The 20,893-nt window shown below is 60.9% G+C and carries 19 protein-coding genes; 14 read left to right on the top strand and 5 right to left on the bottom strand.

The window, feature by feature from the left end; genetic code table 11:
• The first annotated feature begins 31 nt into the window (after positions 1-31).
• From QRN38_RS25455 to QRN38_RS25430, 6 genes are all read left to right on the top strand, one after another.
• Positions 32-625 carry an IMPACT family protein gene (locus QRN38_RS25455; protein ID WP_057417903.1) on the top strand — a complete coding sequence of 198 codons (594 nt, stop codon included), beginning with the start codon at positions 32-34 and terminating at the stop codon, positions 623-625.
• Positions 626-1,148: 523 nt separating this feature from the next.
• Positions 1,149-2,702 carry an ABC transporter ATP-binding protein gene (locus tag QRN38_RS25450; RefSeq protein WP_057417904.1) on the top strand — a complete coding sequence of 518 codons (1,554 nt, stop codon included), beginning with the start codon at positions 1,149-1,151 and terminating at the stop codon, positions 2,700-2,702.
• 11 nt (positions 2,703-2,713) lie between these two features.
• The gene (locus tag QRN38_RS25445) at positions 2,714-3,814 is read left to right on the top strand and encodes an ABC transporter permease (RefSeq protein ID WP_007245542.1); all 1,101 of its coding nucleotides are present in this window, start codon (positions 2,714-2,716) and stop codon (positions 3,812-3,814) included.
• The gene (locus QRN38_RS25440) at positions 3,814-4,740 is read left to right on the top strand and encodes an ABC transporter permease (protein ID WP_005770049.1); all 927 of its coding nucleotides are present in this window, start codon (positions 3,814-3,816) and stop codon (positions 4,738-4,740) included. The genes QRN38_RS25445 and QRN38_RS25440 overlap by 1 nt, the downstream gene beginning before the upstream one ends.
• 286 nt (positions 4,741-5,026) lie before the next feature.
• Positions 5,027-5,716, top strand: coding sequence for an SDR family oxidoreductase (locus tag QRN38_RS25435; protein WP_046463381.1), 690 nt, complete (start codon positions 5,027-5,029; stop codon positions 5,714-5,716).
• A gap of 123 nt (positions 5,717-5,839) precedes the next feature.
• Entirely contained in the window at positions 5,840-7,195 is a 1,356-nt protein-coding gene (locus tag QRN38_RS25430; RefSeq protein WP_057417905.1) for an 8-oxoguanine deaminase, read from the top strand.
• Between the two features lie 166 nt (positions 7,196-7,361).
• Here QRN38_RS25430 and QRN38_RS25425 read toward each other — a convergent pair whose 3' ends face one another.
• Complete coding sequence (locus tag QRN38_RS25425; RefSeq protein WP_007245540.1) at positions 7,362-8,459, bottom strand: calcium:cation antiporter; 1,098 nt, start codon at positions 8,457-8,459, stop codon at positions 7,362-7,364.
• 246 nt (positions 8,460-8,705) lie between these two features.
• Between QRN38_RS25425 and QRN38_RS25420 the strand changes: the two genes are divergently transcribed.
• From QRN38_RS25420 to QRN38_RS25390, 7 genes are all read left to right on the top strand, one after another.
• Positions 8,706-9,626: a Fe(3+) dicitrate ABC transporter substrate-binding protein FecB gene (locus QRN38_RS25420; protein ID WP_057417906.1), complete on the top strand. Its 921-nt coding sequence runs from the start codon at positions 8,706-8,708 to the stop codon at positions 9,624-9,626.
• Positions 9,627-10,616 (top strand): iron-dicitrate ABC transporter permease FecC, encoded by a 990-nt coding sequence (gene fecC, locus QRN38_RS25415; protein ID WP_057417907.1) that lies wholly within the window; start codon positions 9,627-9,629, stop codon positions 10,614-10,616.
• Positions 10,613-11,581, top strand: coding sequence for an iron chelate uptake ABC transporter family permease subunit (locus QRN38_RS25410; RefSeq protein WP_007245537.1), 969 nt, complete (start codon positions 10,613-10,615; stop codon positions 11,579-11,581). The genes fecC and QRN38_RS25410 overlap by 4 nt, the downstream gene beginning before the upstream one ends.
• A 3-nt stretch (positions 11,582-11,584) precedes the next feature.
• On the top strand, positions 11,585-12,376 hold the full coding sequence (gene fecE / locus QRN38_RS25405; protein ID WP_057417908.1) for a Fe(3+) dicitrate ABC transporter ATP-binding protein FecE: 792 nt from the start codon (positions 11,585-11,587) through the stop codon (positions 12,374-12,376).
• 229 nt (positions 12,377-12,605) lie between these two features.
• Positions 12,606-13,700, top strand: coding sequence for a BMP family ABC transporter substrate-binding protein (locus tag QRN38_RS25400; RefSeq protein ID WP_005614499.1), 1,095 nt, complete (start codon positions 12,606-12,608; stop codon positions 13,698-13,700).
• Between the two features lie 77 nt (positions 13,701-13,777).
• On the top strand, positions 13,778-14,743 hold the full coding sequence (locus tag QRN38_RS25395) for a 2-oxoglutarate and iron-dependent oxygenase domain-containing protein (protein ID WP_011103268.1): 966 nt from the start codon (positions 13,778-13,780) through the stop codon (positions 14,741-14,743).
• Positions 14,744-14,821: 78 nt separating this feature from the next.
• Positions 14,822-15,775 carry an adenosine deaminase gene (locus tag QRN38_RS25390; protein WP_005614495.1) on the top strand — a complete coding sequence of 318 codons (954 nt, stop codon included), beginning with the start codon at positions 14,822-14,824 and terminating at the stop codon, positions 15,773-15,775.
• A gap of 304 nt (positions 15,776-16,079) precedes the next feature.
• Here QRN38_RS25390 and QRN38_RS25385 read toward each other — a convergent pair whose 3' ends face one another.
• A complete protein-coding gene (locus QRN38_RS25385; RefSeq protein ID WP_005770069.1) occupies positions 16,080-16,772 on the bottom strand; it encodes an ArsR/SmtB family transcription factor in 693 nt (230 codons plus the stop codon).
• Between the two features lie 436 nt (positions 16,773-17,208).
• On the bottom strand, positions 17,209-18,132 hold the full coding sequence (vimR, locus tag QRN38_RS25380; RefSeq protein ID WP_005770071.1) for a transcription regulator VimR: 924 nt from the start codon (positions 18,130-18,132) through the stop codon (positions 17,209-17,211).
• Between the two features lie 112 nt (positions 18,133-18,244).
• On the opposite strand from vimR, the gene QRN38_RS25375 reads away from it, so the two are divergent.
• Entirely contained in the window at positions 18,245-19,258 is a 1,014-nt protein-coding gene (locus QRN38_RS25375) for a zinc-binding alcohol dehydrogenase family protein (RefSeq protein WP_057417917.1), read from the top strand.
• Positions 19,259-19,310: 52 nt separating this feature from the next.
• On the opposite strand, the gene QRN38_RS25370 is transcribed toward QRN38_RS25375, so the two are convergent.
• Together QRN38_RS25370 and QRN38_RS25365 are read right to left on the bottom strand one after the other, a co-directional pair.
• Positions 19,311-20,507 carry a multidrug effflux MFS transporter gene (locus tag QRN38_RS25370; RefSeq protein ID WP_005770075.1) on the bottom strand — a complete coding sequence of 399 codons (1,197 nt, stop codon included), beginning with the start codon at positions 20,505-20,507 and terminating at the stop codon, positions 19,311-19,313.
• Positions 20,508-20,653: 146 nt separating this feature from the next.
• Positions 20,654-20,851 (bottom strand): heavy-metal-associated domain-containing protein, encoded by a 198-nt coding sequence (locus QRN38_RS25365; RefSeq protein ID WP_024666461.1) that lies wholly within the window; start codon positions 20,849-20,851, stop codon positions 20,654-20,656.
• Positions 20,852-20,893: the final 42 nt, after the last annotated feature.

The raw sequence follows: 20,893 nt of genomic DNA, 5'->3' as shown, positions 1-20,893 counted from the left end.
ATCGGCACCTTGACGCCAGCTGGACACACGCATGCCTTTTACCCTTGCCGGCCCTTGCGAATTTCGTGAAGAAATCCGCAAGAGCCGCTTCATCACCCTCGCCGCGCCCATCGCCAGCCCGGCCGACGCACAAGCGTTCATTGAGCAGCACAGCGACTTGAACGCCACCCACAATTGCTGGGCCTGGAAACTGGGCAGCCAGTACCGCAGCAACGACGATGGCGAACCGGGCGGCACAGCAGGCAGACCGATTCTGGCCGCCATCGAAGCGCAGGAATTCGATCAGGTGGTGGTACTGGTGATTCGCTGGTACGGCGGCATTCAACTGGGCACCGGCGGCCTGGCCCGCGCTTACGGCGGCGGCGCCAACAAATGCCTGCAGCAGGCCGAGCGTCTGCCGCTGATACAGCGCGCTGCATTCCACCTCGAATGCAGTTTCAGTGAACTGACGCTGGTCAAGCTGCGCTTGGCGGAGCTGAACGGCCTGGTGGAAAACGAAGAATTCACCGCCAATGGTGTGCAAATGGCAATTGCCATCGGCCCTGAACATGTCGATACGCTGCAACGGCAACTGGCCGATCTGAGTCGCGGCAGAATCCTTTTGCACAAGGCCGCAACGGAGTAGACAGCACAACGGCAATTGCCCACATCTACTGTGCATCCGACTGTGGATAAGCTGAGCACACTCCACTGCGCGCCTTGCTGGACGCGGCTTTCAGAAGAATGATCATTTTTTGTACAATCTGTTGCGGAAACCGCAAAAACGGCGCAAAAACAGTCTGTTAGCGCGCTTTAGCACCTTTGGGCGCTAACCCGTGTGACGTTATTCTTCACATTTCGGCTTGCGCACAGTAACTGTGGAATAACCTGTGGATAACAGGTGCAACGTTCGCGCATCGGTTCACTGCATCTCCCTCGCCGCGCGCTGTACATTTTTTACTCAAATCAATAAGCCATGTTTTGCACCTTCGCGTTATCAGCGCGCCCCGAACTGGTGCTGAAATGGCAAAACCGACCGCCGCTGATGCGATCTGCGAAAGTACAAAATCCTCGTTCTGGCTTGATTCAGCGTATCGCGTCTGAAACCTGACCCATTGGCCAGGATTTTGCTTTATCCACAGGCGACCCACTTTGCCTCAGAGCCTTTCATGTCAAACCACGCGATACCTGCGCGTCTCCAGTTGCGCCATATCACCAAACGGTATCCCGGTTGCCTGGCCAACGATGCTGTCGACCTGACCATTCAGCCAGGCGAAATTCATGCCCTGCTGGGTGAGAACGGTGCTGGCAAAAGTACCCTGATGAAGATCATCTATGGCGTTACCCAGCCAGATGCCGGGTCGATCATCTGGCAAGGCCAGGCGCAGATCATGCGCAATCCGGCGCAGGCCAGAAGCCTGGGGATTGGCATGGTGTTCCAGCATTTCTCACTGTTCGAGACCTTGAGCGTGGCGCAGAACATTGCGCTGGCGATGGGCGCGGCGGCAGGCACGCCCAAGCAACTTGAACCGCGTATTCGCGAGGTCTCGCAACGCTACGGCATGGCCGTGGAGCCCCAGCGTCTGGTGCACAGCCTGTCGATCGGCGAGCGGCAGAAAGTCGAAATCATTCGCTGCCTGATGCAGGACATTCACCTGTTGATTCTCGACGAACCCACCTCGGTCCTCACACCTCAGGAAGCAGAAGAACTGTTCGTCACCCTCCGGCATCTGGCCAGCGAAGGCTGCAGCATTCTGTTCATCAGCCATAAGCTGGGCGAAGTTCGCGCCTTGTGCCACAGCGCAACCGTGCTGCGTAACGGCAAGGTCTCCGGGCACTGTATTCCGGCCGAATGCTCCGATCTGGAGCTGGCACGATTGATGGTCGGCGATGCCGAGGGCCTGACCGCGCACTACGAAAAAGTCAGCGGCGGCGCGGCCTTTCTGCAAGTGGACAGACTGTCCTGGCACAACCCGGACCCGTTCGGCTGCTCCCTCAAAGACCTTAGCCTTGAGGTGTGCAGCGGCGAGATCGTCGGCATCGCGGGCGTGGCCGGTAACGGTCAGGATGAATTACTCGCGCTGCTGAGCGGCGAACAAACGCTGCCTCATGCGCAGGCGGCGACCCTGCGTTTCGCAAACACACCGGTCGGCCACCTGCGCCCGGATGCCCGCCGCAAGCGCGGTCTGGCGTTTGTCCCGGCCGAACGCCTGGGGCATGGCGCAGTGCCGGAATTGAGCCTGGCGGATAACGCCCTGCTCACCGCCTTCCAACAGGGGCTGGTGAGCAACGGGCTGATTCAACGCGGCAAGGTCCGTGCCCTGGCCGACGAAATCATTCGCCGCTTTGCCGTCAAGACGCCCGACGCACAGGCCCCGGCGCGCAGCCTGTCGGGCGGCAACCTGCAGAAATTCATTCTCGGTCGGGAAATTCTACAAAACCCGAAGCTGCTGATCGCGGCGCACCCGACCTGGGGCGTGGACGTAGGGGCAGCAGCGGCGATCCACCGGGCGCTGATCGCCTTGCGCGATGCGGGGGCGGCGATTCTGGTGATTTCCGAGGACCTGGACGAGTTGTTCCAGATCAGCGACCGACTCGCTGCCTTGAGCGGCGGCCAGCTTTCCGACCTGATCCCCACTGAACAGACCAGCACCGTACAGATCGGCGGCTGGATGGCGGGACAGTTCGATCATTCTCAAACCCAGGCCCACACGCCGGGTTAACGGAGCAAAACATGCTGCTTTCTCTGGAACCGCGTGGCCAGCAATCGCGCGCCATGTTGTGGTGCTCGCCGCTGCTGGCTGCCGTCCTGACCCTGATCTGCGGCTCGCTGCTGTTCATCGGCCTGGGGCTGAACCCGTGGGTGACGCTGCACACCCTGTTGATCGCACCGGTCAGCGATCTTTATGGGCTGTCGGAGCTGATGGTCAAGACGTTGCCGATTCTACTGTGTGCACTGGGGCTGGCGGTTGCCTATCAGGCACGCATCTGGAACATCGGCGCCGAAGGCCAATTGTTGCTCGGTGCGCTGGCGGGCAGTGCCGTGGCGGTGAATATCATCGAGATGGAAAGCCGTTGGGCGCTGGTGATGGTGCTGTTGGCCGGGACGCTGGCCGGGGCGGCCTGGGCAGGCGTGACGGCATGGTTGCGTACTCAATTCAACGCCAATGAAATTCTCACCAGCATCATGCTCAACTACATCGCCCTCAACCTGCTGCTGTATTTCGTGCATGGCCCGCTGAAAGACCCTGCCGGCATGAACTTCCCGGAGTCCGCGACCTTTGGCGACGCGAGCCGTCTGCCGCTATTGATGGAAGATGGCCGCGCGCACATCGGGGTGTACTTTGCCCTGTTCGCGCTGGTCGCGGTCTGGGTGTTGCTGCAACGCAGCTTTGTCGGCTTCCAGATCAAGGTGCTGGGCCTGGACAAGCGAGCGGCTGGATTCGTCGGCTTTCGCGAGAAACGCCTGGTGTGGCTGGCGCTGTTGATCAGTGGCGCGCTGGCCGGTCTGGCGGGTGTGTCGGAAGTCGCCGGCCCGATTGGCCAACTGGTGCCGCAGGTTTCGCCGGGTTACGGCTATGCCGCAATCACCGTGGCCTTTCTCGGTCGCCTCAACCCCATCGGCATTCTGTTCTCCAGCCTGCTGATCGCCCTGCTGTATCTGGGGGGCGAAAGCGCGCAAATGACCCTGAACCTGCCGTTGGCCATCACCCAGTTGTTTCAAGGGATGATGCTGTTCTTCCTGCTCGCCTGCGATGTGCTGATCCTCTACCGGCCGCGCCTGAAACTGCACTGGGCCAAGCGCCAGATGACACCCGTCACAGGAGCCGCATGATGGATATCGACCTGCTGAGCAATATTTTCTATGCAATGGTCCGTTGTGGCACGCCGTTGCTGCTGGTCGCACTGGGCGAACTCATTTGCGAAAAAAGCGGCGTCATCAATCTGGGCCAGGAAGGCATGATGCTGTTCGGGGCGGTGATCGGTTTCATCGTTGCGCTGAGCACCGGCAATCTGTGGCTGGGCGTCTTGCTGGCGATGCTGGCGGGCATGTTGCTCTCGGCCTTGTTCGCGCTGGTGGCGCTGGTATTCAACGCCAATCAGGTTGCGACCGGGCTGGCGCTGACTATTTTTGGTGTCGGGCTTTCAAGCTTCGTGGGTGCCGCCTGGGTTGGCAAACCGCTCAGTGGTTTCGAGCCGGTGGCCATCCCCTTCCTCAGCGATATACCGCTGATCGGCCGCATGCTGTTTGCCCAGGACCTGCTGGTCTACCTGTCTTTTGCACTGTTCGCGCTGGTGGCCTGGGCGCTGCTGAAAAGCCGCGTTGGGCTGATCATCCAGGCGGTCGGCGAAAACCCGGACGCCGCCAGTGCCATGGGCTTGCCGGTATTGCGGGTGCGAACCCTGGCGGTGTTGTTCGGCGGTGCAATGGCCGGGCTGGCCGGGGCTTACCTGTCGCTGGCCTATACACCGATGTGGGCGGAAAACATGAGCGCTGGACGTGGCTGGATCGCCCTGGCGCTGGTGGTATTTGCCAGCTGGCGAGTCTGGCGCCTGCTGCTCGGCGCCTACCTGTTCGGCCTCGCCAGCATCCTGCACCTGGTGGCACAAGGCATCGGCCTGGCGATCCCGTCCAACCTGCTGGCGATGCTGCCTTACGTGGCCACCATCATCGTCCTTGTCCTGCTCTCCCGCGACGCCCTGCGCACCCGGCTGTACGCGCCGGTTTCGCTGGGCCAGCCGTGGCGGGCGGGGCATTGAGGGGGCTTCAACTTTTGACTAGCGTGCGACGCTCTGCGTCGCATGCCGTTCTGGACGCTCTGCGTCCTATCCCTGATGAGCGGCGCGGCGCAGATCTGTGACGCGGAGTGTCACCCAAGGCGTTCCGACGCTGGAGCGTGCGCAACGATAATCCAAACTATGAACGTTTCTGGCTGACAGAGATTCCAACAATTTATAGGCAGGAGTACGCTGCAAGGTCGAAACTGTCGAGAGGCGTGCTAGCCCTGCCATGGAATCTGTCTCTCAATCTGCCAAGGAATCCTTCATGACCACTACCAAAAAAACCGCCCTCATCATCGGTGCTTCGCGTGGCCTGGGGCTCGGGCTGGTTCAACGCCTGACTGAACAGGGCTGGCAAGTTACCGCCACCGTGCGTGATCCGCAGAACGCTGAAAACCTCAGGGCCGTTGACGGCGTGCGGATCGAGACGGTGGATATGGACGACACCGCTTCGCTGGAAGTACTGGTCCAGAAGCTGCGCGGCGAGGTGTTCGACGTGCTATTCGTCAATGCCGGGATCACCGGCCCCAAACATCAGAGCGCGGCGCAGTCGACTGCGGCCGAGCTTGGGCAATTGTTCCTGACCAACGCGGTCGCGCCGATTCGTCTGGCCGAGCGTTTCATCGGGCAGATCCGTCCGGGTACCGGCGTGCTGGCGTTCATGAGTTCGTGGCTGGGCAGCGTTGCCTGCCCGGATGGCGCAGAACTGGCGCTGTACAAAGCCAGCAAGGCGGCACTCAACTCGATGACCAACACCTTTGTCAGCCAGTTGGGTGAAAACCGTCCGACCGTGTTGTCGATGCATCCGGGTTGGGTGAAGACCGACATGGGCGGCGATAACGCGGCCATCGACGTGCTGACCAGTACCACCGGCCTTGTAGAGCAACTCAACACCTACGCAGGCAAAGGCGGGCATCACTTTATCGATTACCAAGGCAAGGCGATTGCCTGGTAACCGGCAGCTCAACTAAAATCACTGCCCTTCGCCGGGGCGCACAAGCCCCGGCCACCCTGGATCAGCAGACAGGGCAACACTGAGCTGGCTAACCCTGAACCTGTCTTTCAGAGGAGCCGGCCCGTGCCTGCGACCCGTATCTGGTTGAAAAACCCTCTTGCTTTATTTACCGCCAATGACCTGGACGCCCGTGGCGGTCTGGTCATCGAAGATGGCGTCATCACCGAACTGCTGGCTGCCGGGCAGCAACCTTCATTGCCCTGCACACAGTCGTTCGATGCTCGCGAGCATGTGTTGCTGCCAGGCTTGATCAACACCCATCACCATTTCTATCAAACCCTGACCCGCGCCTGGGCGCCGGTGGTCAATCAGCCTTTGTTCCCGTGGCTCAAGACGCTGTATCCGGTCTGGGCGCGCCTGACGCCGGAAAAACTGGCCGTGGCCAGCAAGGTTGCGTTGGCTGAGTTGCTGCTGTCGGGCTGCACGACGGCTGCCGACCACCACTACCTGTTCCCCGACGGGCTGGAACACGCCATCGATGTTCAGGTGCAAAGCGTGCGCGAACTGGGCATGCGCGCGATGCTGACGCGCGGTTCGATGAGCCTTGGCGAAGCCGATGGAGGTTTGCCACCCCAGCAAACCGTGCAACAGGGCGAGGTGATTCTGGCCGACAGCCAGCGCCTGATCGAGACGTATCACGAGCGCGGCGACGGGGCGCAGATTCAAATCGCGCTGGCGCCCTGCTCGCCCTTCTCGGTCACACCGCAGATCATGGCCGAGAGCGCAGCCCTGGCAGAAAAACTCGACGTGCGCCTGCACACTCATTTGGCCGAAACCCTCGATGAAGAGGACTTCTGCCTGCAACGCTTCGGCCTGCGTACCGTGGATTACCTGGACAGCGTCGGCTGGCTCGGCCCGCGCACCTGGCTGGCCCATGGTATCCACTTCAACCCTGATGAAATCGCCCGCCTCGGCGCTGCGGGCACCGGCGTCTGTCACTGCCCCAGCTCGAACATGCGCCTGGCCTCTGGCATTTGCCCGACCCTGGACCTGATTGCTGCAGGCGCGCCGCTTGGCCTCGGCGTGGACGGCTCGGCGTCCAATGATGCCTCGAACATGATCCTCGAAACCCGCCAGGCGCTGTACCTGCAACGCCTGCGCTACGGCGCGGAAAAAATCACCCCGCAGTTGGTGCTTGGCTGGGCGACCAAAGGCTCGGCGCAGTTGTTGGGCCGCACTGATATAGGTGAACTGGCGGTGGGCAAACAGGCTGATCTGGCATTTTTCAAACTCGATGAACTGCGCTTCTCCGGCAGCCACGATCCGCTTTCAGCGCTGTTGCTGTGCGGGGCAGACCGTGCCGATCGAGTGATGGTTGGCGGTCAGTGGCGAGTGATTGACGGACAGGTTGAAGGCCTGGATATCAAGCAGCTGATTGCCGACCACAGCCAGGCTGCGCGAGAGTTGATTCAGGGCTGACAGTGCGCAGCGAGAGTTGAACGTGCCATGCCCATGCTCCGCGCTCATCGTTATAAGCAAGTCCCGACAAGCCCGAAAAACGGGGCTAAGAGCCGCATTAGACGGCTAGACATAGATCTTTGTAGGAGTGAGCCGGATTTGTGCGTTCAGAATTTCACCTGAAACCTCAAAGCCCCAGACACGACAGCATGATAAACGTCGCGAACAGCACGAAGTGGGTCATGCCTTCGATGGCGTTGGTTTCGCCGTCATTAAGGTTGATGGCGGACACCAGCAGGGTGATGAAAATCATCACGGTCTGCACCGGGGTCATGGCCATCTGGAACGGCTGGCCACTGTAAAGCGCCATCGCTTCCATGACCGGAACGGTCAGGATCACGGTGGAGAGCGACGCACCCAACGCGATATTGACCACCGACTGCATGCGGTTGGCGAGTGCTGCGCGCAAGGCGGTCAGAATCTCCGGCGCAGCAGAAATGGCGGCGACCAGAATAGCGGTCATGACCGGTGGCGCGCCCGTGCCCTCCAGCCCCAGATCAACGGTCTTGGACATCACCTCGGCCAGCGCGCCGATTACCACGACGCCGGTGATCAACGTGGCAATGGAGCGGGTCAGGTTGACTGGCTCGGCATGTTCTTCAGTCTGATCCGAGCCCTGACGTTTTTTCTTTTCCGGGTAGCTGTAGCTGAAAAAGTAGCTGTGCGGGCCGACCTGCATACGCAGGAACAAGGTGTAGAGCAGAATCATTGCGCCGATGGTGAACGCCGAATAGATCTTCCAGTCACCCTTGGGAATGAACTCGGGCACCACCATCGACACGCCCATCGCGGTGAGGATCATCACGCTGTAGGTCCGTGCCGAATCATCGTTGTACGACTGCTCGCCGTGCTTGATGCCGCCCATCAGCGCGGCCAGGCCGAGGATGCCGTTGATGTCGAGCATTACCGCCGAGTAAATCGTGTCACGCACCAGCGTCGGCGATGGCTCGTTGCTCATCATGATCGCCAGGATCACCACTTCGACCAGCACCGCCGAGAGCGTGAGGATCATCGTGCCGTAGGGGTCACCGACCTTTTCCGCGAGCATCTCGGCGTGGTGGGCAACGCGCATCGACGCGCAGACGATGAAGCCGACCAGCGCCAGCCCGGAGACCAGTGCGACGACCTGGCCGTTGCCCAGCAACACATGCTCCAGCGGATAGGCGACAAACATGGCGATGATTGCCAGCAGCAGAAACTTTTCTTGCTTGAGCAATGCGCCCATAACTTCCTCCAAAACCTTGCGACACATCGTCGCGGATGCTCATGACCGTGCCTGTCATTGAAGCGGTTGAGAGTGCGGTGTGTGACAAAAGGTTTCAACAAATGACCTGAATGAGAACTGCACCCACGCGTAAATGACTTTTGATCCCGCCGTCACGATGTGAAATAGTGCCCGCCGTTTTCTTCGCGCCTTTTCTGGTGCGTCTGTTTTTCACGATTCAGCTTCTGTTTAGAAAGGACATTCGCCGTGCGTGCTTTTCGACTTCCGCATTTATTGGCTTGCGGCCTGCTCACGCTGCTGGCGAGCGCCGCTCAGGCTGCGCCCATCGACATCGATGACGGCCAGCACAAGGTCCATCTGCCAGACACCCCCAAGCGCGTGGTGGTACTGGAATTTTCGTTTCTCGACGGGCTTGCTTCGGTTGGCGTGACACCGGTCGGCGCCGCAGATGATGGCGACGCCAGTCGTGTGCTGCCCAAGGTGCGCAAGGCCGTGGGTGAATGGCAGTCGGTGGGGCTGCGCTCGCAACCCAATATTGAAGTGATCGCACGGCTCAAGCCGGACCTGATCATCGCTGACCTCGGTCGTCATCAGGCTCTTTATAACGACCTGGCCAGCCTGGCTCCGACGCTGATGTTGCCGTCACGCGGCGAGGACTATCAGGGCAGCCTGAAATCTGCCGGGCTGATCGGCATGGCGCTGGGCAAAGGCCCGGAGATGCAAGCGCGAATCGCAGAAAACCGTCAGCACCTGAAAAACGTTGCCGAGCAGATTCCTGCCGACAGCAACGTGCTGTTCGGCGTTGCCCGTGAAGACAGTTTCTCGGTCCACGGCCCGCACTCCTACGCAGGCAGCGTGCTGCAAGCCATCGGTTTGCAAGTACCGGAAGTGCGCAACAACGCCGCGCCCACCGAGTTCGTCAGCCTGGAGCAACTGCTCGCCCTGGACCCCAACTGGTTGCTGGTCGGCCATTATCGTCGCCCGAGCATTGTCGACACCTGGAGCAAGCAGCCGCTGTGGCAGGTGCTCGGCGCTGTACGTAATAAACAGGTGGCCGAAGTCGACGGTGACAGCTGGGCGCGCAATCGCGGAATCATGGCGTCCGAGCAGATCGCTGACGATGCGCTTGCCGTACTCAAGGGCGGCAAGGCCGTGCTGAACCCTTAAATGCGCCGCTGGCTGATGGCGGGCGTGATTGCCGCGACCTGCCTGGGACTGTTCTGGGTGTCGCTGTTCGCCTTGTCGTCGTTCAGCATTCGCCAGATAGATGCCTGGAACGGGCTGTTCACGCAGGGTCGCGAGGGTGGCAATATCGCGTATATCGTCGCGCAACTGCGGGTGCCGCGTGCCTTGTGCGCAGCATTGGTGGGCGCGTGCCTCGGTGTCGCCGGGGCGTTGATGCAAGGCATCACGCGCAACCGTCTGGCCTCGCCGTCCTTGTTTGGCGTCACGGCAGGCGCGGCGTTGGGTCTGGCGCTGTTTTCCACCGGGCTGGTCGCGCTGCCCTTTGCCGGTGGCGCACTGTTGATGACCTGCATCGGCGGCGCACTGGCGTGGATTACCGTGTTCAGCCTCGGTGGCGCATGGTCGCCGACCACCGCGCGAGGGCGACTGGTGCTGGCGGGTGTCGCCGTTGCGGCGCTGTGCGCAGCATTGACTCGCCTCACGGTGATTCTGGTCGAAGCCCAGGCGCAGAGTGTCCTCAACTGGCTGGCCGGCTCACTGGCCAATGTCGGTGCCGAGCAACTGCAACTGCTCTGGCCCTGCACACTGATCGGCCTGGTGTTGGCGATTGCCTGTGCGCCACGTCTGAACCTGATCAACCTGGGTGAAGACGCCGCCCGTTCGCTGGGCGTGCGTATCGGCGCCCTGCGGCTGTTGGTGTTTGTGGTCAGCCTGCTGCTGGTCGGTGCCAGCGTCTGTGCAGTCGGGCCGATTGCCTTTGTCGGCCTGATCGCACCAAACATCGCTCGCCAATGGCTGGGCAATGACTACCGCTGGCTGGTCCCGATCAGTGCCGGTCTGGGCGCGGCCATTGTATTGGCTTCCGACCTGATCAGCCGCGCCGTGGCGTTCCCCGTTGAAACACCGGCTGGCGTGGTGACGGCGTTGATCGGCGCGCCGTTCTTTCTGTTTCTGGCGAGGCGTGCGCTATGAACCAGCCTCGTTCCCGGCTGTTATTGCTGATCATGTTGCTGGCACTGGCGCTGTTGTTGAGCCTCAGCGCGGGTACCGTGTGGCTTAAGCCTGGCGCGGTGCTTGATCACTTGATTGCTCACGACAGCAAAGACTTTGAAGTATGGAATCATCGCCTGCCACGCGGCCTGATCGCGATCATGACCGGCTGTGCGCTCGGCCTGGCGGGCGCCATCGTGCAAGGCGTGATTCGCAACCCGCTGGCCTCGCCGGAAATCCTGGGTGTGACCCAGGGCGCAGGGCTGGCGCTGACCATCGCCATTATCGGCCTGCCGCAATTGCCCGTGGCTGCGCTGCCGTTTGTGGCATGTCTGGGCGGTGCGGCGGGCGCATTGCTGCTGGCTTTGTACAACACCGGCGTGCAGTTTTCCGGGGTGCGTTTTGCGCTGTCCGGGGTGGCGATTGCGGTCACGCTGTCGAGCATCACCGAGTTCCTGATCCTGTCCAATCCACTGGACATCAACACCGCGCTGCTGGCCTTGACCGGCAGTTTGTGGAGCCGCAACTGGCACCACGTCTTGCTGGCCACACCGCTTTTGCTGCTGATCCCGCTCAGTATGCTGCTGGCCAAACCACTGAACCTGATCGGCCTTGGCGATGAGGCAGCACAGAGCCTGGGCACAAGCCTGAAACGTATTCGCTGGCTGGCGATGGGCAGTGCCGTGCTGCTGACCAGCCTGGGCGTGGGCATTATCGGGCCGGTGAGTTTTGTCGGGCTGGTCGCACCGCACATGGCTCGCCGTCTGGTTGGCGGTCATCATCAATACCTGCTGCCCGCGTCGATGGTGCTGGGCGCGCTATTGCTGGTGCTGGCCGATACGCTGGGCCGCACGCTGATCGCGCCCAGCGAGATCCCTGCCGGGATTCTCACCGCCGTGATCGGCGCTCCGTATTTTCTCTGGCTGCTGGCCCGATTCAAAGGTTGACCCATGAGCATTCTGAAGGCGCAGCACCTCGACATCGGCTACGGCGCAACGCGGATCGTGCAGGACCTGTCATTCAGCCCGCCCGCAGGGCAGGTCACGGCGCTGATCGGCCCCAACGGCTGCGGCAAATCCACGCTGATCAAGGCGTTCGCGCGGATCCTCACCCCGCAGTCGGGCAGCCTGAGCCTGGACGGTAAAGGCTACAGCCAGCTGTCGGCCAGGGAGCTGGCCTGCAAGGTGGCGTTTTTGCCGCAAGTGCTGCCGATTCCCGAAGGCGTCAACGTGCGCCAACTGGTGGCTTACGGCCGCAGCCCGCACAACAGCTTGTGGGGGCGTTTGAGCGGGGCCGATCAGCACAGTGTCGATCAGGCGTTGCAGCGCATGGAACTGGCTACCCTGGCCGAACGCCCGCTGTCCGATTTGTCCGGAGGGCAGCGGCAGCGCGCCTGGCTGGCGATGATTCTCGCGCAGGACGCAGCCATCGTTTTGCTCGATGAACCGACCACCTACCTGGACATCAGCCATCAGGTCGAACTGCTGGACCTGATGCGCGAGCTTAGCGCTGAAGGCAAAACCGTGATTACCGTGCTCCATGACATCAATCAGGCCTGCCGCTACGCCGACCATCTGGCGGTGATGCAGGGCGGACGTCTGGTGACCTGCGGCGCGCCGGGTGATGTGCTGACCGCCGAGCTGGTGTGTCAGGTGTTCGACGTGCACGTGCAGATCATGCGCGAGCCGGTGGCCGGCACGCCGATGTGCATTGTCGAACGCAGCACCCGCTGCACCAGTTGACAGCGCTGGCGCTCACAGCTGCACCGTCGCGCTGCACTCGCGTTGCCCTTGATTCTGGCCGAAGGCCGTTGGAGCGACCGGGGCGGCGATCAGCATTGTTTTCGGACAAGTCCGCTCCAACGCCCTTTGGGCAGAATCAAAGGCGCGCGGGCAGCATAGTTGTCCTGTTGGTCAGTTATTTGCATTGTCGGGGTATGCACTCCAACAAGACCGTAAGGAGCTAGACCCGATGCACCTGACCAACCCACGTCGTCCTCTGAAAAAACTGCTGTGCGCCATGGCCGCTGTCGTCGGCATCGGCTCCAGCCTGCTCGCCTCGGCAGCCGATCCGTTGAAAGTCGGATTCGTCTATATCGGCCCCATCGGCGACCACGGCTGGACCTATCAGCACGAGCAGGGCCGCAAGGCGATGGTCGCGGCGCTGGGTGACAAAGTCAGCAGCAGCTACGTGGAAAACGTCCCGGAAGGTGCAGACGCCGAGCGGGTGATTCGCAACATGGCCAAGGGCGGCTATGACCTGATTTTCAGCACCTCCTTCGGTTACATGAACCCGACCCTGAAAGTTGCCAAGCAATTCCCCAAAGTGAAATTCGAACACGCGACGGGCTACAAGCAGGACAAGAACATGGGCACCTATCTGGCCCGCACGTATGAAGGCCGCTACGTCAGTGGTTACATCGCGGCGAAGATGACCAAGACCAAGAAGATCGGTTACGTCGCCTCCTTCCCGATCCCTGAAGTGCTGCGCGACATCGACGCCATCCAGCTGGCGCTGAACAAATACAACCCCGGCACCGAGATCAAAGTGGTGTGGGTCAACTCCTGGTTCGATCCGGGCAAGGAAGCCGATGCCGCCAACGCCCTGATCGATCAGGGTGTGGACGTGGTGTTCCAGCACACCGACAGCCCGGCACCGATCCAGACCGCCGAGCGTCGTGGCGTGTATGCCGTGGGCTACGCTTCAGACATGGCGCACTTCGGGCCCAAAGCGGTGCTGGCCTCCATCGTCAACAACTGGGGCCCGCATTACATTCAGGCCGCCGAGGGCGTGATTGCCGGCACCTGGAAGCCGCAGGATTATTGGGGCGGCCTGAAAGAAGGCACGGTCGAACTGCCGATCAGCGACGTGGTGCCTGCTGACGTGAAAGCCGAAGCGCAGAAGCTCATCGCCAGCATCGAAAGCGGCGAGTTCCACCCGTTCACCGGCCCGATCAAGGACCAGAACGGTACGATCAAAATTGCTGACGGCGTGGTCGCGACCAATGCCGAGCTGGCATCGATGAACTACTACGTCGAAGGCATCAAGGCCGAACTGCCTAAATAACCGCCTGGCGTCACGTGCCCGTTTCGGCGGGCACGCTCATCGACACGCTACACCACAATGATTTCCAGGACCGGTTAATGGACCAGCTTCCCATCATCGACATCAGCCCGCTTTACGGCACTGACACCCAAGCCTGGCAGGCTGTCGCCACGCAGATAGACAGCGCCTGTCGGGAATGGGGCTTTTTCTACATCAAGGGCCACCCGATCACTGCCGAGCGCATCGAACAGGTGCAATCGGCAGCCAAAGACTTCTTCGCCCGCGATGCTGCCGAAAAACTGCGCATCGACATCACGCAAAGCACGCACCATCGCGGCTACGGCGCCATTGCCACCGAGCAACTGGACCCTGGCCTGCCGAGCGACCTGAAAGAAACCTTCGACATGGGCCTGCACCTGGATACCAATCATCCCGACGTGCTGGCCGGCAAACCGTTACGCGGCCCCAACCGGCACCCGGCAATTCCCGGCTGGAAAGACCTGATGGAGCAGCATTACCTGGACATGCAGGCTCTGGCGCAAACCCTGCTGCGCGCCATGACCCTGGCATTGGGCATCGAGCGTGACTTCTTCGATCAGCGCTTCCAAGACCCGGTCAGCGTGCTGCGCATGATCCATTACCCGCCGCGCCATACGGCGACTTCAAGCGAGCAACAGGGCGCGGGCGCACACACCGACTACGGCTGCATCACGTTGCTGTATCAGGACACGGCGGGCGGTTTGCAGGTTCGCGACGTACGCGGCGAATGGATCGACGCGCCGCCGATAGACGGCACCTTCGTGGTCAACCTTGGCGACATGATGGCGCGCTGGAGCAATGACCGTTACCTCTCCACACCGCACCGGGTCGTCAGCCCGCTGGGCGTTGATCGCTACTCGATGCCGTTTTTTGCCGAGCCGCATCCCGATACCCGAATCGAATGCCTGCCCGGTTGCCAGAGCGAAACTCATCCGGCCCGCTACCCTGTCACGACCTGTGCCGAATTTCTGCTGTCACGCTTCGCTGACACCTACGCTTACCGTCGCGAACAGGAGGCAAGTTGAACGCTCGGTCAGGTTTTACCCTGCGCAGCGACATGCATCTGTAGAATGCACGCGATCTGCACCTGATGAGAAAAGAATATGTACGACTGGTTGAACGCCCTGCCCAAGGCAGAACTGCACTTGCACCTCGAAGGCTCGCTGGAACCCGAGCTGCTGTTCGCCCTGGCCGAACGCAACAGGATTGCCCTGCCGTGGAATGACGTCGAAGCGCTGCGCAAGGCGTATGCCTTCAATAATTTGCAGGAATTCCTCGACCTGTATTACCGCGGCGCAGATGTGTTGCGCACCGAGCAGGATTTCTACGACCTGACCTGGGCGTACCTGCTGCGCTGCAAGGAACAGAACGTTATCCACACCGAGCCGTTCTTCGACCCGCAAACCCATACCGACCGTGGCATTGCCTTTGAAGTGGTACTGGCCGGGATTACCGGGGCCTTGAAAGACGGCAAGTCGAAGCTGGGCGTCGACAGTGGTTTGATCCTGAGCTTTCTGCGTCATCTGTCCGAAGACGAAGCCGAAAAGACCCTCGACCAGGCGCTGCCGTTTCGTGATGCGTTCGTCGCCGTCGGCCTCGACAGCTCCGAGATGGGCCATCCGCCGAGCAAATTCCAGCGCGTCTTTGACCGTGCGCGCAACGAAGGCTTCCTGACCGTCGCCCACGCTGGCGAAGAAGGCCCGCCGGAATACATCTGGGAAGCCCTGGATCTGTTGAAAATCCAGCGCATCGACCACGGCGTACGCGCCATCGAAGACGAGCGGCTGATGCAGCGCATCATCGACGAACAGATCCCGCTGACCGTCTGCCCGCTGTCCAACACCAAACTGTGCGTGTTCGATGACATGGCCCAGCACAATATTCTCGACATGCTCGAGCGCGGCGTGAAAGTCACCGTGAACTCGGACGACCCGGCCTACTTCGGCGGCTACGTGACCGAAAACTTCCACGCGCTGCACACCCACCTGGGCATGACCGAAGATCAGGCACGCCGCCTGGCGCAAAACAGCCTGGATGCACGACTGGTCAAGCCCTGAAAACCCCGAAAACAGCCTCTGCTCGTATGGCGTAGGAGCGGACTTGTCCGCGAAGGGCTGCGAAGCGGCCCCAAAACAGGCCACCTTGGTTGTATCTGGTGCGCCGAGGCGGCTGGTTTTGCTGCCGGTTCCCGACAGTTCGCGGACAAGTCCGCTCCTACAGGAGATAGCGGACAAGTGAAGCGTCGCCCGGTCTGCTCCCGCGGCCTTCGGCCAGAATCAAAAGCGGGCCTGCATGTAGCGCTGACCGCGTGGGAGTGCAGCTCTGCACGCTCTGCGTCCGCTTTTACGGTGCAGATGCGACTCAGGCCGCCGCCGCGATGCTGTTGATTTCCCGCTGCCCGCTGGACGAAACCTGCAGGGTGCTGGACTCTTCTGTTGTGCGCAGCCAGCCCATCTGGATGAACAGTTGTAGCAGCCCTGCCCCCAGCGCGCCCCCCAAATGCGGGCTGCGGTCGTTCCATTTGGGGCAGGCGCAGACCGTTTCGCGTTTGCGCTGCGCCAGTGCAGGTATGTAGATGCCGCGCTCGGCAAACAGGGCCACTCCCCTGCTGGTGACCTCGATGCGCTTCTCATGCCGTTCTATCCAGCCCGCCTCCAGCAGGCGCTGATACAGTTCGGCGGCTATTTCACCCCCCAGATGATCGGAGCAGACCCGCGCGCGACGTAGCGGCAAGAGTGGCATGGGTTGGGCAAAACGACGATTGATCTGATCAGCACTGGCCACCGACGCACAAGCCAGCGCTTCCACCGCAGCGCCCACCTCCGGCGCGGCCAGACGAAAAAAACGCTTGCGCCCTCGCGCCTCCTGCCTCAACAGACCACCACTGGTAAGGCGTGCCAGATGCGCGCCCGCAGACGCTGCCGAAACCCCCGCCAGAATGGCCAGCTCGTCGGCAGGGCGAGCCGTACCGTCCATCAGTGCCCAGAGCATTGCGCTGCGCTTGGGGTCGGCCAGCAATGTCGCAATCTGGCTGATGCCAGGTCCGTATTCCATGTGTTCCCTCCCTGTTGAAACATTCATCTATCGCGATGACTTAATGAAAGCGATCACGCCGCCGTAAAGTTCAACGCGGCTCTTATCTGAAATGACAAGTATAAACTCTATGCCCTCTGGCCTAAGGAAGTGAAAAACTTTTCGTACAAACTGTTGTCGCGCACAGGCAGGGAAAATAGCCCGACGCTGTAGCGATCAGGCCGATTGAAGGGCATCCTGTTATAACGCTGTAACCGCTCTGGAATGGGGCTCTCAGCCCTCACTCCAAGCACGACCCGAAAAGACAAGCGCAATGCCTATGACAAAAATGCCAAAACCACTTCACAACAGTCAGTTTCAACTTTGTTCTGGCACCGGAATCTTTCATTTTTTAAGTAAATTTAAATACTTTATTTTCCGACACTTCCGTAAGCCGTTTCCTACTTCAAGCCGGCCATTACAACAAACCAACAGGCGACTGGCCTACAACATGTTGCTTACAACGCGACCTGAGCATTTCCAATAACAGAATGACGGGCTTGCTGAGTTGAGCACGGTGCGCGCACAGCAAGTTCAGTGGTGCACGCTCGCCCATCAGGTCAGGCATTAACACTTTCAGGTGCCCGGCCCTTACATCGGCGGCAACGTCCAGCCAGGACTTGTACGCGACACCTTCACCTGCAACGGCCCAACGACGCACCACATCAGCATCGTCGCTGACGCGGGTGCCGCTGACCGTCACGCTGATCTCGCGCTTGCCGTCCTCCAGCGTCCAGCGGTCATGGATGCGATCACCCAGCATGAACAGCAGGCAGTTATGGTGTACCAGTTGCTCGACCTGCTGCGGCTCACCATGACGCTGCAGATAACCCGGCGCTGCACAGAGCACCCGCCGGTTGTCAGGCAACACCGGCAGCGCAACCAGGCTGGAGTCCTCAGGCGCACCGTAACGCAGCGCGACATCGACAGGCTGGCGGAACAGATCGGCAATACGGTCGCCCAGCAACAGACGCACGGTCAACTGCGGATGTTGCTGCTGAAATTCGTCCAGCCAGGGCAAAAGGACGTTGCGGCCAAAGTCCGACGGTGCGGAGAGTTGCAGCACACCCTCGCAACGGTCCTGACTGCTGGCCAGCAGGCGCCGCCCTTCTTCCAGGCTGCCGAGTGCCGCGCGCGCGTATTCCAGAAACCCTTCACCTTCGGCGGTCAGGCGCAGGCTGCGGGTCGAACGCGCCAGCAAGCGCGCGCCCAGTTGCCGCTCGATACGCTTGAGGGCCGCACTGGCAACGGCCGCCGACAGGTCCATCACCCGCGCCGCGGCAGAAAGACTGCCCAGGTCTGCTGCACGCACGAACAACTGCAGGTCATCAAAACGCAGCATCAACGCCTCGTATTATCAAAATAAGATTGAAAGAGACTGCCGTTTTAGCGGGTTTTATCTTTACTGGAAATAGCCAATGATCCGTCCATCATTTTCCTTTGAGGTCACTGACATGAAAGCCATCGCGTACTACCAGTCTCTGCCGATCAGCGACGCCCAGGCATTGCAGGACATCGAACTGCCCGATCCAGTGGCTGGCGCTCGTGATCTGCTGGTCGAGGTCAAGGCGATCTCCGTCAACCCGGTGGACACCAAGATCCGTCAGAACGTCCAGCCGGAAGACGGCGCAGCCAAGGTGTTGGGCTGGGATGTGGCGGGCGTCGTGAAAGCGGTCGGCAGTCAGGTCACACTGTTCAAGCCAGGCGACAAGGTGTTCTATGCCGGGTCGCTGACCCGACCGGGTGGCAACAGCGAGCTGCATGTGGTGGACGAGCGCATCGTCGGCCACATGCCCAAGACCCTGAGTTTTGCTCATGCGGCGGCGCTGCCGTTGACCGCGATCACGGCCTGGGAGCTGTTGTTCGAGCGCCTGCAGGTTGCGCAGCGCAAAGGCGAAGGTTCGCAAAGCCTGCTGATTGTCGGCGCGGCCGGTGGCGTGGGGTCGATCCTGACGCAACTGGCGCGACAACTGACCTCGCTGAAAGTCATCGGCACCGCGTCGCGAGCCGAAACCGAAAGCTGGGTTCGCGAACTGGGCGCGCATGAGGTACTGGACCACAGCAAGCCGTTGAGCGAAGAGCTCAAACGCGTCGGCCTTGACCAGGTGACCCATGTGGCCAGCCTGACCCAGACCGAGCAGCATCTGGACCAATTGGTCGAGGCGCTCAGGCCACAAGGCAAGCTGGGCCTGATTGATGATCCGAAGGCGCTTGACGTGTCAAAGCTCAAGCGCAAGAGCCTGTCGCTGCACTGGGAGTTCATGTACACGCGGTCGATGTTTGAAACCGAGGACATGATCGAACAACACAACCTGCTCAACCGGGTGGCCGAGCTGATTGACGCCGGTACGCTGAAAACCACGTTCGGTGAACACTTCGGCACCATCAACGCCGAAAACCTGCGTCGTGCTCACGCCATGCTGGAAAGCGGCAAGGCCAAAGGCAAGGTTGTGCTTGAAGGGTTCTGAAACGCTGCTGTGGTGTCAGTGCACTTTGCACTGACACCACCACTGCAACTGATCAGGCGGTCTGGGCCAGAACATCGCGCCTGGCCTGGGCACGGCGTGTCAGCACCGAAATGCTCACGGTCAGCACGCCGCACAGGCTGATCACCAGCGCCATCGGTGTGGCGGTGCCGTCATGCAGCACGCCGACCAGACTGGCCGCCACGGCGGCGACGCTGAATTGCAGGCAACCCAACAAAGCCGACGCACTGCCGGCGCGAGCCCACTGGCCATTCATGGCACAGGCAGACGCATTGGGGATGATGCAACCCAGGCTCGCCACACAAATGAACAGCGGCACCAGCAGCGGCCACAGTGCTTCGGTACGCAGCCCGGTGATCGCGAGCAAAACCAGCGCTGCCGCCAGGTAGATCCAGACCGTGCGTGACAGCAAAAACGCAGGGCCCGTCTTGCGCAGAATACGGGCGTTGATCTGCGCAACCAGAATGAAGCCCGCCGCATTCATCCCGAACAGCCAGCCGTAATGCTCGGCCGGCACGCCGTACAGCTTGATGAACACGAACGGCGACCCGGCGACGTAAGCGAACATACCTGCCATCGCGATGCCGCCCGTCAGGGCATGACCGATGAAAACGCGGTCTTGCAGCAGATTGACGTACTGGCGCAACGCGCCGTTCAACGGTTGGCGAGGCGTGCTGGCCGGCATGCTTTCCGGCAGCCACAGCGCAACCGCAGTCAGACAGGCAGCACTGAACAGCGCGAGGCTGGCAAAGATCGATTGCCAGCCGAAGGTGCTGACCAGTACACCGCCCAGCATCGGCGCCAGAATCGGCGCAAGCCCCATGACCAGCATCAGTTGCGAAAAGACCTTGGCGGACTCGACCGCATTGCACTTGTCGCTGACGATCGCCCGCGACAGAACCATCCCGGCACAGCCTCCCAGCGCCTGAATGAAGCGTGCACCGATCAGCCATTCGAGGCTCGGCGCAAAGGCGCAAGCCACTGATGCGAGCATGAACAGCGTCACGCCGACCAGCATCGGGATCCGCCGGCCAAAGCGGTCAGCCACTGGACCGTAAGCCAATTGCCCCAGCGACAGCCCCAGAAAATAGGCGGCCAGGGTCAACTGCACGTGTTTTTCATCGGTGCCGAAATACGAGGCCATGGCCGGAAAGCCGGGAAGATAAAAGTCGATGGCCAGAGGGCCAAAAGCGCTCAGTGAGCCGAGGATAAGGATCGTTCGTAGATTCATCGGGTGTCCATTAACGGGTACAGAGCAACGGGCAAGTTTAACCGGCTTACCTGAAAGAGAACGACGGACGGGAGAATTAATTCAAAATTTTTCAGCATGACTTTGGATACATGAATGGGGAAATCAACTGACTTCCCCGCTTTGAATCATGCCAATTGCGCCTGATAACCCTCTTCGCCGATCAGCCCGATGATCTGCTCCGGCGACAGGCAGCTCTGTACCTTCACCTGTTTACTGGCCAGTTCGACCTGTACCTCGGCGGCAGGGTCGTCATTTTTGATCGCTTCGGTCACGGCGCGAACACAGTGCCCGCAGGTCATGCCTTGAACAGTGAATAACTGCATGTTGTCACTCCTTCAATGATGGATGGCGCTCATCTTCAACCT

The sequence above is a fragment of the Pseudomonas sp. CFBP2511 genome (assembly GCF_030209255.1).
In the GTDB taxonomy this organism is placed as follows: Bacteria; Pseudomonadota; Gammaproteobacteria; order Pseudomonadales; family Pseudomonadaceae; genus Aquipseudomonas; species Aquipseudomonas avellanae.
This window is presented reverse-complemented; position numbering and strand designations above follow the sequence as displayed.

What these genes read in the sequence shown, in the direction of transcription:
- QRN38_RS25410 (WP_007245537.1), top strand. Translation starts at nt 10,613, where the DNA reads ATGAACCAGCCTCGTTCCCGGCTGTTATTGCTGATCATGTTGCTGGCA.
- QRN38_RS25390 (WP_005614495.1), top strand. Translation starts at nt 14,822, where the DNA reads ATGTACGACTGGTTGAACGCCCTGCCCAAGGCAGAACTGCACTTGCAC.
- QRN38_RS25375 (WP_057417917.1), top strand. Translation starts at nt 18,245, where the DNA reads ATGAAAGCCATCGCGTACTACCAGTCTCTGCCGATCAGCGACGCCCAG.
- QRN38_RS25385 (WP_005770069.1), bottom strand. Translation starts at nt 16,772, where the DNA reads ATGGAATACGGACCTGGCATCAGCCAGATTGCGACATTGCTGGCCGAC.
- QRN38_RS25400 (WP_005614499.1), top strand. Translation starts at nt 12,606, where the DNA reads ATGCACCTGACCAACCCACGTCGTCCTCTGAAAAAACTGCTGTGCGCC.
- fecC (WP_057417907.1), top strand. Translation starts at nt 9,627, where the DNA reads ATGCGCCGCTGGCTGATGGCGGGCGTGATTGCCGCGACCTGCCTGGGA.
- QRN38_RS25440 (WP_005770049.1), top strand. Translation starts at nt 3,814, where the DNA reads ATGGATATCGACCTGCTGAGCAATATTTTCTATGCAATGGTCCGTTGT.
- QRN38_RS25450 (WP_057417904.1), top strand. Translation starts at nt 1,149, where the DNA reads ATGTCAAACCACGCGATACCTGCGCGTCTCCAGTTGCGCCATATCACC.
- fecE (WP_057417908.1), top strand. Translation starts at nt 11,585, where the DNA reads ATGAGCATTCTGAAGGCGCAGCACCTCGACATCGGCTACGGCGCAACG.
- QRN38_RS25455 (WP_057417903.1), top strand. Translation starts at nt 32, where the DNA reads ATGCCTTTTACCCTTGCCGGCCCTTGCGAATTTCGTGAAGAAATCCGC.
- QRN38_RS25435 (WP_046463381.1), top strand. Translation starts at nt 5,027, where the DNA reads ATGACCACTACCAAAAAAACCGCCCTCATCATCGGTGCTTCGCGTGGC.
- QRN38_RS25425 (WP_007245540.1), bottom strand. Translation starts at nt 8,459, where the DNA reads ATGGGCGCATTGCTCAAGCAAGAAAAGTTTCTGCTGCTGGCAATCATC.
- QRN38_RS25365 (WP_024666461.1), bottom strand. Translation starts at nt 20,851, where the DNA reads ATGCAGTTATTCACTGTTCAAGGCATGACCTGCGGGCACTGTGTTCGC.
- QRN38_RS25370 (WP_005770075.1), bottom strand. Translation starts at nt 20,507, where the DNA reads ATGAATCTACGAACGATCCTTATCCTCGGCTCACTGAGCGCTTTTGGC.
- QRN38_RS25395 (WP_011103268.1), top strand. Translation starts at nt 13,778, where the DNA reads ATGGACCAGCTTCCCATCATCGACATCAGCCCGCTTTACGGCACTGAC.
- vimR (WP_005770071.1), bottom strand. Translation starts at nt 18,132, where the DNA reads ATGCTGCGTTTTGATGACCTGCAGTTGTTCGTGCGTGCAGCAGACCTG.
- QRN38_RS25445 (WP_007245542.1), top strand. Translation starts at nt 2,714, where the DNA reads ATGCTGCTTTCTCTGGAACCGCGTGGCCAGCAATCGCGCGCCATGTTG.